This window comes from Pectobacterium atrosepticum (assembly GCA_019056595.1).
GTDB classification, from domain to species: Bacteria; Pseudomonadota; Gammaproteobacteria; order Enterobacterales; family Enterobacteriaceae; genus Pectobacterium; species Pectobacterium atrosepticum.
Genome location: CP036163.1, coordinates 663,287 through 676,387 on the forward strand (window position 1 = coordinate 663,287; position 13,101 = coordinate 676,387).

Annotated in this window: 9 protein-coding genes and 1 pseudogene; 7 read left to right on the forward strand and 3 right to left on the reverse strand. The window is 51.3% G+C overall.

Annotated features, from left to right (window positions below):
- Positions 1 to 140 precede the first annotated feature (140 nt).
- Together DCX48_03620 and DCX48_03625 are read right to left on the reverse strand one after the other, a co-directional pair.
- Positions 141 to 230: pseudogene (locus DCX48_03620) on the reverse strand (addiction module killer protein).
- Positions 231 to 452: 222 nt separating this feature from the next.
- Positions 453 to 1,841: a NarK family nitrate/nitrite MFS transporter gene (locus DCX48_03625; protein ID QXE13673.1), complete on the reverse strand. Its 1,389-nt coding sequence runs from the start codon at positions 1,839 to 1,841 to the stop codon at positions 453 to 455.
- 273 nt (positions 1,842 to 2,114) lie between these two features.
- Between DCX48_03625 and narX the strand changes: the two genes are divergently transcribed.
- The 4 genes from narX (at position 2,115) to DCX48_03645 (ending at position 7,506) form a co-directional block, all read left to right on the forward strand.
- Positions 2,115 to 3,986: a nitrate/nitrite two-component system sensor histidine kinase NarX gene (gene narX, locus DCX48_03630; protein ID QXE13674.1), complete on the forward strand. Its 1,872-nt coding sequence runs from the start codon at positions 2,115 to 2,117 to the stop codon at positions 3,984 to 3,986.
- The gene (narL, locus tag DCX48_03635; GenBank protein QXE13675.1) at positions 3,979 to 4,629 is read left to right on the forward strand and encodes a two-component system response regulator NarL; all 651 of its coding nucleotides are present in this window, start codon (positions 3,979 to 3,981) and stop codon (positions 4,627 to 4,629) included. Before narX ends, narL begins: the two co-directional genes overlap by 8 nt.
- A 262-nt stretch (positions 4,630 to 4,891) precedes the next feature.
- Entirely contained in the window at positions 4,892 to 6,166 is a 1,275-nt protein-coding gene (locus tag DCX48_03640) for an acyltransferase (protein ID QXE13676.1), read from the forward strand.
- 299 nt (positions 6,167 to 6,465) lie between these two features.
- Positions 6,466 to 7,506 (forward strand): DUF481 domain-containing protein, encoded by a 1,041-nt coding sequence (locus DCX48_03645; protein QXE13677.1) that lies wholly within the window; start codon positions 6,466 to 6,468, stop codon positions 7,504 to 7,506.
- 74 nt (positions 7,507 to 7,580) lie between these two features.
- Here DCX48_03645 and DCX48_03650 read toward each other — a convergent pair whose 3' ends face one another.
- Positions 7,581 to 8,267: a gamma-glutamylcyclotransferase gene (locus DCX48_03650; GenBank protein ID QXE13678.1), complete on the reverse strand. Its 687-nt coding sequence runs from the start codon at positions 8,265 to 8,267 to the stop codon at positions 7,581 to 7,583.
- Between the two features lie 717 nt (positions 8,268 to 8,984).
- On the opposite strand from DCX48_03650, the gene DCX48_03655 reads away from it, so the two are divergent.
- The 3 genes from DCX48_03655 (at position 8,985) to dauA (ending at position 13,085) form a co-directional block, all read left to right on the forward strand.
- Complete coding sequence (locus DCX48_03655; GenBank protein QXE13679.1) at positions 8,985 to 9,788, forward strand: siderophore-interacting protein; 804 nt, start codon at positions 8,985 to 8,987, stop codon at positions 9,786 to 9,788.
- Between the two features lie 329 nt (positions 9,789 to 10,117).
- Complete coding sequence (gene chaA, locus DCX48_03660; protein QXE13680.1) at positions 10,118 to 11,218, forward strand: sodium-potassium/proton antiporter ChaA; 1,101 nt, start codon at positions 10,118 to 10,120, stop codon at positions 11,216 to 11,218.
- A gap of 163 nt (positions 11,219 to 11,381) precedes the next feature.
- Positions 11,382 to 13,085: a C4-dicarboxylic acid transporter DauA gene (dauA, locus tag DCX48_03665; GenBank protein QXE13681.1), complete on the forward strand. Its 1,704-nt coding sequence runs from the start codon at positions 11,382 to 11,384 to the stop codon at positions 13,083 to 13,085.
- Positions 13,086 to 13,101: the final 16 nt, after the last annotated feature.

A 13,101-nucleotide genomic window follows, 5' to 3' on the forward strand; every position in this document is an offset into this window, starting at 1 on the left:
CTGAATTCATACACACGACTATTTAGAGGTAGTAGTCAGAAAGTGACGAAGAATCGTGCGCACAAGAGAGATTACATATAGGCATTTTAGTGTGGGCATAAGACCTAAGATCACAGAATGCTCTCTGTGCTTATTTTTTCCGGCGTAAGAAATTGTGCTGAGGTGGACGTGACTGCCGGGTGAGCCGCATGGAAGCGGCGAAAACCAGTGCCGCGTCGAGAACGCGTCACTGGTAGCCCGAGTGGCAGTTACGAACGCCGAAGGTATCGCGTAGCGACACAGTTAGCGCCAAACAGCCACAAGTCAAGGAGCGGCGGCAACTGAGCGCTCCTTGTCGGGCGTGTAATAAAGTTACATAGGAGTGTCGAAATTAATACGCACGAAACTTCGCACTACTGCACATAAACATGTGGAGCTCGCATTGTTCGGCACTTGTTAATAAATTAAAAATCCTAATTTTTCTTTCTGGCATAAAACAACCACGTCACCAGTACACACACCACGTAGCACACCACAAACACTTTCATCGCACCGGTGGGTGAACCCGTTAACTCAAGCGACATCCCAAAGGCTTGAGGAATGAAGAAACCGCCGATAGCGCCAATGGCCGAAATAAAGCCCAACGCCGCTGCGGTATCCGTGACTGCCGCACGCTGCGCGTCAGCATCTTTCCCGCCTTCCGATTTAACGCGATCCGCCGTTAATTTACGGAAAATGACGGCAATCATCTGGAACGTTGATCCACTACCCAAACCAGCCGTCAGGAACAGCATCATGAAGATGCCAAAGAACATTCCGAATGAACCAGCAGAGCTCGCACTCGGCAGAGACAAGAATAACAACACCGAGAAAATCGCCATCAGGATGAAGTTAATCAACGTGACTTTCACACCGCCAAAGCGATCGGACAGCATTCCGCCAACCGGACGCGCCAACGCCCCTAGCAGCGGCCCGAAGAATGCGTAGTACAGAATCACGATGTCTGGGAACTGCGTTCTGGACAGCATCCCGAAGCCTGCTGAAAAACCGATAAATGAACCAAAGGTGGACAGATACAGGAAGCTGAGCACCCACAGGTGCATTTGCTTCAACACTGGCAGCTGTTTGCGTATAGACGCATTGGCCGTCGAAAGATCGTTCATGCCAAACCAAGCAGCGGTTGCGGCAATCACCAAAAACGGTACCCACATCCACGCGGCATGATGCAGCCAAATCTGGTGGCCATCAGGTTGCACAACGCCATTGCCGGAGAATCCCAGAATCGGCAGGAAAATCACCACCGGCACCAGCAACTGCATTACGCTCACACCGAGATTACCCAACCCACCGTTAATACCTAACGCACTGCCCTGACGTGATTTGGGGAAGAAGAAACTGATGTTAGCCATGCTGGATGCGAAGTTAGCACCGGCAAAACCACACAGCAGAGAAATCGTGACGAAAACGCGGTAAGGCGTTTGTGGGTTCTGTACGACAAACCCGAGCCAAATACATGGGATAACCAGAATAATGGTGCTTAATGTCGTCCAACGGCGACCACCAACGATTGGAATAACAAAGGAGTAAGGCACACGTAACAGCGCGCCGGAAACGGAAGGCAGCGCGGTAAGCAAAAATAGCTGGTCTGTGGTAAAACTAAATCCGACCTTGTTTAGGTTAACGGCCACGGTGCTGAAAATCATCCAGACACAAAACGATAACAGCAGGCACGGTACAGAGATCCAAAGATTACGCTGTGCTATCCGTTGTCCGCCAGATTGCCAGAATTTAGTATCTTCAGGATCCCATTCCCTTAGGAGCGTGCTTTGCGATACTTTTTCGGGTGATGAAGGCTGCGTCATAAAAACCTCGATAAATAAAAACGCGGTAGAATTAAGGCGCAACATTAGGGATTACACCGCAGGTAAAGTTGATGCAAATCAACGCGCTGTCAGGTAAAAAAACTGGGTAAAAATAACCACACTCCTTAATGAGTAATAAAAATAGAAAAATAAGCAACGATAATTCAAGCTGTTATATCTCTATTTTTTCTTACTGCCATACCCCCTTTCAAAGCGTGGATATTTAGTGGTACTCACTAGTGGGTATGGGGTTATCTCGTAGGATCGGGAAAAATGCCGAAAGGGTTATCCTTCTCGGTACTGGTTTTCTACTCCTCCAGCAGAGGTCGCTTTATTATGTTGAAACGTTTCCTGCTGCCGCTGTCGCTCGTCAATCAGGTTGCACTATTGATGCTGCTACTCGGTTTGCTGGGTATTGCAGGCATGTCGGTTTCCAGTTGGATGTCTCAAAGCATTCAAGGGAACGCGCACGCCATTAATAAAGCGGGCTCACTGCGTATGCAAAGCTACCGTCTGTTATCGATGGTACCGCTCTCTGCCGAGAATGAAATTTACCTGCAAGAGCTGGAAGAAGACGAAATAAGCAGTGACTTGCAGCAGGCCGTACGCCGAGAAGGGCTCAGTGAGCAATTCACTGCGCTGCGTGTTTTCTGGCTCGATAATCTGCAGCCGCATCTGCGACAGGCAACGCATTCCGCCGATGCCTCGGCGGATGTCGCTCGCTTCGTGAAACAGCTGGACGATCTGGTTTCCGCCATCGATCATAAAACCGAGCAGCGGTTGATGATGGTCACGCTGGTGCAGCGTATCTTCATTGGCATCATGTTCATCCTGCTGATCGCTACATTTTTTTATCTGCGTCGCCGTCTGCTGACACCGTGGCGACGTTTGGTTTCGATGGCGCAGGCTATCGGGCAAGGTGATTTCACCCAGCGTGTCGCTATCACCGGACACGACGAAATGAGCAAACTGGGACAGGCGCTGAACAGCATGTCGGATGAACTTTCCGCCATGTATCACAGCCTGGAACAACGCGTCGCCGAGAAAACGGCCGATCTGCAACAGAAAAACGATCTACTCTCTTTCCTTTATCGCGCCAGTCGACGCCTGCATACCGGCGCACCACTGTGCAGCCGACTGATGCCAATCCTGAACGAACTGCCGTCGTTAACGCCGCTCCGCAATATTCAACTGCGGCTGTATGAAGATAACAATCAGGAACAATTTCATCAGTTTAGCGATTGCAGCCAGTCACAGCCGGAGCACTGCCCGGATAACAGCTGTCAGAGTTGCGGTATGCAGGTAAAACGTGACGACCTGCAGGGTGAACCTCACTGCTGGGATCTGCACGACAAACATGGGCAATATGGCGTTGTGTTGGCCACACTGCCGGGCAATACCGCGCTGAGCCGCGATCAGAATCAGTTGCTGAATACGTTACTTGAACAGTTGACCAGCACGCTGGCGCTGGAGCGTCAATCCAACCACCAACAGCAGTTAATGCTGATGGAAGAACGCGCAACGATTGCCCGCGAGCTGCACGACTCTATCGCGCAGTCCCTCTCCTGTCTGAAAATTCAGGTGAGCTGCCTACAAATGCAGGGCGGCGATTTACCTCCTGCCTCGCAACAACTGCTGATGGAAATGCGGGAAGAATTGAACACCGCGTATCGCCAACTGCGTGAACTGCTGACGACCTTCCGGCTGAAGCTTTCTGAATCCGGCTTACTCGCGGCGCTGCGAGCATCGATCGATGAATTCGGCAAGCGGCTGGGGTATCCCATCGAATTACATTACCGTTTGCCACCGCAGTCGGTATCCGCTCACCAAGGCATTCACGTTCTGCAAATTGTACGTGAAGCGCTGAGCAACATTTATAAGCACGCGCAGGCCACGCAGGTCGATATCACGCTGCAACTACGTCAGGGTTACATCGAACTCAGCGTGACCGATAACGGCATCGGTATTCCTGATGATGCCAGCCGCGCCAACCACTATGGACTTATTATCATGCGTGACCGTGCACGGGGTTTGCACGGCGAATGCATTGTTCGACGCCGGCCGTCGGGAGGCACTGAAGTGAATGTCAGCTTCCTCTCCGAATACCGTCACCGGCTGCCATTAACAGGAGAAACTCATGATTAACGAAGATGCTGCCACCCTACTGCTGATTGACGACCATCCCATGTTGCGCAATGGCGTTAAGCAACTCATCAGTATGGACCCAGAATTGCAGGTGGCAGGTGAAGCTAGCCACGGCGAACAGGGTGTTGAGCTAGCGGAACAACTGGACCCGGATTTGATTCTGCTCGATTTGAACATGCCTGGCATGAATGGCCTAGAAACGTTGAACCGCCTGCGGGAAAAATCGCTGTCTGGCCGCATTGTCGTCTTTAGCGTATCCAACCATGAAGACGATGTGGTCAATGCATTAAAGAATGGTGCCGATGGTTACCTGTTGAAAGATATGGAGCCGGAAGATTTATTAGCCGCGCTGCATCAAGCGGCATCAGGAAAAATGGTGCTGAGTGAAACGTTGACGCCGATTCTGGCCGCCAGCCTGCGCGAAAGCCGCCACAGCAGCGACCGGGATATTCAACTGCTCACGCCGCGCGAACGCGATATTCTGAAATTGCTGGCTCAGGGGCTCTCCAATAAAGTGATTGCTCGCAAGCTCACGATTACGGAAAGTACCGTCAAGGTACACGTCAAACACCTGTTGAAAAAAATGAAGCTAAAATCGCGGGTTGAAGCAGCAGTCTGGGTATTGCAAGAAAAAGTCATTTAATCAAACGGTAATAACAAGCAGCTATGATCGGCGGTACGGATAAGGCGCTCAGGCGCCCTTCCCACCGAGATTATCCTCGCACGAGCGAGGGTGCCGCAACAACTGGTGGAAATGCCACCGCCCCAATCCCCAAAGTAAACGGTTACTAAACGACACCGGCATTTATAGCCATTATCCTAATTAATGTGACGTTGCTCTCGTCTAAACTAGTTCGTAATCGCATTTTTCGGCTTTTACACCGAGTTTAACGTTGAGGAACAACATGAAGAAGGTCAGTAAAGAGCGATTTATCGGCCTAGAGTGGCTACGATTTTTGCTCGGCTGTTATGTGATGATTTATCACACGGTCCACATTTATCCCCAGCGTGAGCGCATTCCTTTCTTGAGTGAACTCACCAGCATGGGATTCTTCGCGACCAGCACGTTCTTTGTCCTGTCTGGCTTTTTGCTAGCGCATGTGTACATTAAGGACGGACGTCTGCGTGAACCTGTTCGCCAGTTCTGGGCCAAACGTTTCTTTAATCTTTATCCTATCCATATCATTGCCCTACTGTCTTCTATTGCCGTTGTCACGCTCATGCAGTGGTTGGCTGTGCCGCCGGAAGGACAAGTCGCCAGCGCGCGTTTCGTCATTTATGACACCAACGATCCCGCTGCCGACCCCGAAACGCTGCGCCATTACATGACAAACGCACAACTGGCGTTCAACGGGTTATTGCAGGTACTGATGTTGCAGGCATGGAATCCTTACTTCCTGACCTTCAATGCCCCGTTATGGTCGCTTTCTACGCTATTCTTTTTCTATCTGGCGTTTCCGCTGTTAGCCCCGCGTCTGTTGAACAGCCGCCATCCGTGGCTGTGGATGGGGATCGTTTGCCTGCTGTATCTGCTGCCACCGATTTGGGTGATCTGGCAACAGCAGTTCGGCATGCCGTACACTGGGTTATTGCAGCGTGGGCCAATCTTCCGTTTACCAGAGTTTTTGGCTGGGATTTTGGGCTATGCACTGTTCCGTCATTATCGCCAGAAAGATCGCTCACCGCTAAGCAAGGGCCAGCGTTACGGTGTCGCCTTCTTCATCGGTGTGAATTTTCTTGTCGCCACCTGGCTGTTCACTAAAGGCGAAGCCTATTGGTACTTCTTGCTGCACAACGGTTTGATGCTGCCAGCTCAGGTCGGTTTGGTTTGTCTGAGTGCGCTGGCGCGTGAACCTAACAGTGAATGGTTGCGGCATTGGTCGCCTCGGCTGGGCGCAGCCTCGCTCTCTATCTTTGCGCTGCATGTTCCGCTGTTTAATCTGTTCCGCACCTTGGAGCAACTGGTGCGTGGTAATCCGATGGCCTGCTTCAGCGATTGGGATCAGTGCATTGCCGCTGCCGGTCAGGTACAGCTGTCCATGACGGGCTATATCATTTTCCTGCTCAGCACCGTGACGCTATGCGTTCTCTTCCAGGAACGGATCGTGTTCCGCGTAAGAACATTACTGATCTCGCGTTTCATTAGTAACAACACATCACGCACGCAACGCACTGCGTAGCACTATAACTGCTCGCAATTCTCTGGCCTGAAACAGACTGGGCCAGAGATTCACCGTCCCACATCGATATCCCCTTCTACCGCTAAAAACGTGACGGACATCGCGTTATAGCAGTTAATCATCAATAGCAACTTTTATAACTATTTACATTCTAATCAATTATCGTTTTCGGGTAGAGCATCACTCCGATTCCTGTTAATGTTTGCCGTTCCGGGCTAAACCGGTTCATTTTTATAGGCTGTACGTCTTTGTCTCTCACGGACGTCTCACTACATGTCACCACGGTTTATTTGGCAATAATGACACTATCCAAACATGCAATCTCTTCCCTCAGCTTGGTTATCGCCCTCTCTGCTGGCATTACACAGAGCCGCGCTGACACCATTTGGCTGAACAACGGCGACAAGCTCACAGGGAAAATCACGCTGCTTGACGGCGGTAAACTCTTTATCAACACAGACTATGCAGGATCTATTTCTGTAGCCTGGGACAAGGTGAAAACCTTTGAAAGCGATCATGGCCTGGTGATTCAGGGCGAACGCTACGAGAAAGGCGTATTGTATCCGGCAGTGAAGGCTGGTGAAAACCGCGCTATCGTCGCAAGCCCATCACTTTCTAACGAAGCCGCAGGTCCGCAAACATTGCCGCTTTCCGAAATCACCTCAATCGTGGCGCAGAAGCCGCTGGTGACTGATTTATCGTGGAAAGGCAACATTGACGCAGGCATGTCACACAAGAAAAGCTCGACCGAAACCGACAACTACGATGTGACGCTGAACACCAAAGCACGTCACGATACGTGGCGACATAACCTTGATGCCAACTATCATTTGGCAAAAGAGGATAAAGTCGAGAGCACCAAAAATGCGGCTGGCGAATATGCGTTGGATAAATTTGTGGATGAAAACTGGTTCTGGCAGGGCCGTTATCAGTACAAACGCGACTGGATTGAAAGCATTAAAATCAACCGTTCTTTGGGTCTCGGTCCAGGTTATCAGTTCTGGGATAACGATTTAGGTTCGTTCTCACTGACGTCGCTGGTTAACTCCCAAACGTTCGTGTACCGCGATCAAGGCGATGATGATTTCTACTCTGGTGCGCTAAAGTGGGCATACAACCGCTATCTGTTCAGCAAATCGGTTGAAGCCTTCACCAACGGTGAATTGGGGCGTTCATTTGATGGCACGGCACCAATCTACCTGAAAGCGGATGCAGGCTTGCGCTTCAAGCTGACCGACTGGTCTTCTATGACTATGAAAGTGTCACGTACCCGTATCGAAAGTAATCAAGGGAATGTTGACGACACGCTGTACACCATGGGTGTTGGCGTCGGCTGGTAATTCGGCAGCTTTACATCGTCTCAAGGTGAACAGCAATATCGCTGTTCACCTCAAATCTCACGCTCGCCCTGTCGTTATTGTCCGCCCCCTGCTGGCGCAGGACATGATTGTTGCAAGGTACGCACCCGCTGCGCCAATTCGCTCACGCTTTCATCTTCCGTTCCGTGATTCTTCAGCTCTTGCTCTAGCGCAAACAGATATTGCGCATTGGTGCCGAGCGGACCGCTCGCACGGGCGATCAGCGGTGCAACGCTTTGAATACAGGTATCATTTTCATTCAGGGGATGTTCCGGTTCAGAAACAAACACCAGTGCCGTCAGCGGCGCACCGTTCTTGCGATGCAGTTCACACCAGAGCGGACGATAGCAGCCCGTCAGCATTTCACGCTTCCACAGCAGTTCCAGATCTTCACGCAATGAGGTTTTCGGCAGGCGGAAAGCCAGGCCCGTCGTTTGTCCACCAGGTTGCAACGCCAGCATCCGCCCCGGCTGTGTTACCGTACCGCGACCAATGGTGAGGCGCAGACAGAAAGCACGCTGCCACCCCGTCAACGTGGCCAGACAGGTTTCTTCGGCGTCAAAAACTGGGTTCCACATGAGTGAACCGTAGCCAAATACCCAAACAGGACAGCTATTTGGCCGTAGCGCCAACATCCTGTCCAACGAATCAGCCCGCTGCTGCGGCGTGAGCAGTAAGGTTTCTTCAATACACCCAAAAGACGTTCTACAATCTGCTTTCTGCAAAAAATCGCGTGTTAACACTACTTCCCACCCCCAACCTTACTCTTTTTCTGCTCGTCAGATCGGCTCTCGCCCTGCGTTTAAAAACCTAACTACTTCATCTGCTTAATTTTACAACACCATATAACTTGAGATTATTCATTTATGGCTTTGCGATCAAGTTTGATACTGGTCACAAAACCTGAAAAAGTTAGTGATAATGTTTCATTCATACATGATGCAGCGTTAATACCCTAAATAATTCGAGTTTCAGGCAGGCGGCAAGGGAAGGACAAATTCGTCGGGAACGAATTTGACCAGCCAACGGCTGGCCTCCGGTGAGAGACAGGATGTCTCTCATTTAATCCCGATGAGCTTACTCAGGTAAGTGATTCGGGTGACAAATCTGCCGGGAGCAGATTTGAACGCTGCTTGCAGCGGCCCTTCAGGGCGAGGCCCACGACGGGCCGAGTATTTCAACGCAGCCAACGCACATGCAACTTGAAGTATGACGGGTATATCAACTTAATCGGCAACTCATCGCTGGACTTGACGCTTTCCTGACACAAACCTCATTTTTGTGACGTCAGGAGCCTGCCACAAGCCATTTGTTTAATGTAAAAGCGCTAGCAGCGTATTTGTTTCGATGAAAATGTATTTATTTTGAGAAAAATAACAACAAAGACACGAAATGATAATAGTTATCATCTCGTGTTACTATCATCCCTACACTGGAATTGATTACCACGGAGACACTGAATGGCAACGCCGCGTCAGCCTGTTTTAGTTCAGATTAAACAGATCCACGATATTTCCCCTCATTTACGCTGCATTACTTTTCATCATGACGCGTTGCGTGATTACCCAACCGAGCGATATGGCGCGCATATCAAACTCTTTCTGCCTCAGGCTGGACAGCAAAAACCGGTTCTGCCTACCATCAGTGAGCGCGGCCCGATCTGGCCAGAAGGCGAAGCTCGCCCCATCGTTCGCACCTACAGTGTTCGCTCGTTGCGCCCAGAGGACGCGGAGTTGGATATGGTTTTCGCGCTGCATGAACACGCAGGGCCTGCAGTCAACTTTGCCCGCCAGGCCAAACCTGGTGACTGGGTCGGTATTTCGCAACCCGGTGGCCCACACCCGATGCTGCCACCTGCTGCCGCTTATTATCTGGCAGCCGACCCGGCTTCGCTTCCTGCGCTAATGGCGCTGCTTGAGAATTTGCCTAGTGATGCCCAAGGGCATGCCGTGATTCGTGTCGACAGTGAAGCGGATAAACTCAATATCGCTAAACCCTCACAGCTTCAACTACATTGGATCGTTGGTGGGACAGACGCTACCGACGCGCTGTTGCAGCATTATCAGGCACTTCCAGCGGCTGATAATGCATTTCACTGGTTGGCGGGTGAGGATCGCATCGTGGTTCAGCTTCGGCGCCACGTGCGTCGCGAACGCGGGTGTGAGCGAAATCAGATGTACGCAGTGCCTTATTGGCGAGAAGGGTTAAATGAAGAGGATTATCATCATAAACGCCACAATATCATGGATAATCCTGACGAATAACCACAAAAAACATATTTGATATTATCATGATAGGGAGAAGATACGCAGATTCTCCCTTTTCATTTAGATTTTAACTCAAAGCGTAAAAATCCGTAAAATCTCCCGCACTCACACGACAATCTGTTATTATATTGTTCGTTTTATTACGTTATAACTACTTTTTAGTAACCTTTTGCGGTTTATTATTGTTTTATGACCATGAATAAATGGTTTTATACCTTTAATAAATTGCTTTATGCCCTAAGTAATTCGAGTTGCCAGTGCGCTAGCTTGACGTATGACGGGGATATTTTGCCGTATCATTCCTCTGGATAAGGAGAACTCCCGCAATGAAGTCTCATGCTGAGGTGGTTAAAACTCGCCATCATGAATACTCACTCGTTTTTCCTGTTATTGCTCTGGTCGTGCTCTACATATGGGGCAATTCACAAGATTTTATCGCCATTCTTGGTATCAACGCCGTCGCGCTAGCCGGGATACTTTTCAGCGCGTTTAGCGTGGTGCGTCATGCTGATGTGCTCGCACATCGCTTAGGTGAACCCTACGGTTCGCTGATCCTCAGCCTATCCGTTGTGATCCTCGAAGTCAGCCTGATTTCAGCGCTAATGGCCACTGGCGATGCTGGCCCGGACCTGATGCGTGACACCCTCTATTCCATTATCGTCATTGTCACCGGCGGCCTGGTGGGCTTCGCCCTCTTGCTCGGCGGCCGTAAGTTCGCTACGCAGTATGTCAACCTCAGTGGTATCAAACAGTACTTGATGGCGATCTTCCCATTGGCCGTGATTGTGCTGGTTTTCCCCAGCGCCTTGCCCGATGGTAACTTCAGCGTAACGCAGTCACTGATTGTTGCCGCCATCTCTGCAGCAATGTACGGTGTTTTTCTGTTGATTCAAACGCGTACGCACCAAAGCCTGTTTGTCTATGAACATGAAGACGAGGGTGACGGCGACGATCCGCATCATGGTAAACCGTCCGCGCACAGCTCGCTGTGGCACACCGGCTGGCTGCTGGTTCACCTGATTGCTGTTATCGCAGTAACCAAGACGAATTCCATGCCGTTGGAAACGCTGCTGACCGAAATGAACGCGCCAACGCAGTTTACGGGCTTCCTGGTAGCGCTGTTAATTCTCTCTCCTGAAGGGCTGGGGGCAATCCGCGCCGTCCTGAAAAATCAGGTACAGCGCGCGATGAACCTGTTTTTCGGTTCCGTACTGGCGACGATTTCACTGACGGTCCCTACCGTCACGATCATCGCCATGATTACCGGCCGCACGCTGAACTTCGGTCTGGATATGCCGCATATCGTCGTGATGCTCTCCGTGCTGGTGCTATGCCACATTACGTTCTCCACGGGTAGAACCAACGTGTTGAGCGGCAGCGCGCACTTGGCGCTTTTTGCCGCCTATTTGATCACCATCACGCTGTAACCCCTTTGCCGACGCGGTTTTAGCCGCGTCGGCCCCGCCAAATCTCACTTCTCTTGATGTATATCTGGATCTTCTGAGCGCGTCCAGCGTATCGTAAGGCTGTCGTCGACGGACCGGCAGGCCCGCCATGTTGATTTACTTCCTTACTTTGGTTTCTGCTTAGATGAAAACGCACGGAATTAACGGCATCAGGCCGTTCAGCGCGCTGATTGATGCGTGCTGGCGCGAAAAATATACGCTGCAACGTTTTACCCACGACATTATCGCTGGTGTTACTGTCGGCATCATCGCCATACCGCTGGCGATGGCACTGGCGATTGCCAGCGGCGTTCCTCCGCAGTACGGGCTATATACGTCGGCCATTGCTGGGATCGTTATCGCCGTCAGCGGCGGTTCACGCTACAGCGTATCCGGCCCGACAGCCGCCTTCGTCGTTATTTTGTATCCGGTATCGCAGCAGTTCGGGCTATCCGGCCTACTGGTTGCTACCTTGCTTTCCGGTGTGTTTCTGCTGCTGATGGGCCTCTGCCGCTTCGGCCGTTTGATTGAATATATTCCACTTTCCGTCACACTGGGGTTTACCTCCGGGATCGCTATTACCATCGGTACGATGCAAATCAAGGATTTCTTCGGTTTACAGATGGCAGTAGTGCCCGAGCATTACGTCGAGAAAGTGGCAGCGCTAGCACAGGCGCTACCTACTCTGCATCTTGCTGATACGTTGATCGGCGCAACGACGCTGCTGGTGTTGATCGTCTGGCCCAGACTCGGTATTCGCCTACCCGGCCACTTGCCTGCGCTGCTGGCCGGTGTCGCGGTGATGGGGATCATGTCGCTAGTGGGTGAAAATGTGGCCACAATCGGTTCCCGATTTAGCTATATGCTGGCGGATGGTTCACAAGGGCAAGGGATTCCCCCTATCCTGCCGCAGCTCGTTTTGCCATGGAATATTCCATCACCGGATGGGAAAACGATGACGCTGGATTGGCAAAGCATTTCCGCTCTGCTGCCTGCGGCATTCTCGATGGCGATGCTGGGGGCGATTGAGTCGCTGCTGTGCGCCGTTGTGCTGGATGGCATGACAGGCAAAAAACACAACTCCAATGCAGAACTGATGGGACAAGGTTTCGGTAACATCATTGCGCCATTCTTTGGCGGTATTACCGCGACCGCTGCGATTGCCCGTTCCGCCGCCAATGTCCGCGCGGGCGCCAATTCACCGGTTTCCGCCGTGATCCATGCGCTACTGGTGTTGTTGGCGCTATTAATACTTGCCCCGTGGCTGTCTTATCTGCCGCTGGCCGCGATGGCATCGTTGCTGCTGATCGTCGCCTGGAACATGAGCGAAGCGCACAAGGTGGTAGATTTGCTACGCCACGGACCGAAAGACGACATTATTGTGATGTTGCTCTGTATGTCGTTGACCGTACTGTTCGATATGGTGATCGCCATTACCGTTGGTATCGTGCTGGCCTCCTTGCTCTTCATGCGTCGCATCGCGCAGATGACACGTCTGAGCGAACTGCCGGACACTAAAATACCGGATCATCTGGTATTGCGCGTTAACGGTCCGCTATTTTTCGCCGCGGCGGAACGCATCTTCAACGATCTGACCGTGCGCAGCGAAGGCTACCAAAATATCATCTTGCAGTGGGATGCTGTGCCAGTGCTGGATGCGGGTGGATTGAATGCGTTCCTGCGCTTTAGCGAAACACTACCCGAGGGTAAACAGCTCATCATTACTGATATTCCCTTCCAGCCGCTAAAAACGCTAGCACGGGCGAAGGTTCACCCAATTGAAGGGCGACTGAGCTTCTACGGTTCATTAGCGCAGGCGATTGAAGCGACGACGGTGCATTCAGCGTAACAGGGACAAAGTAGAA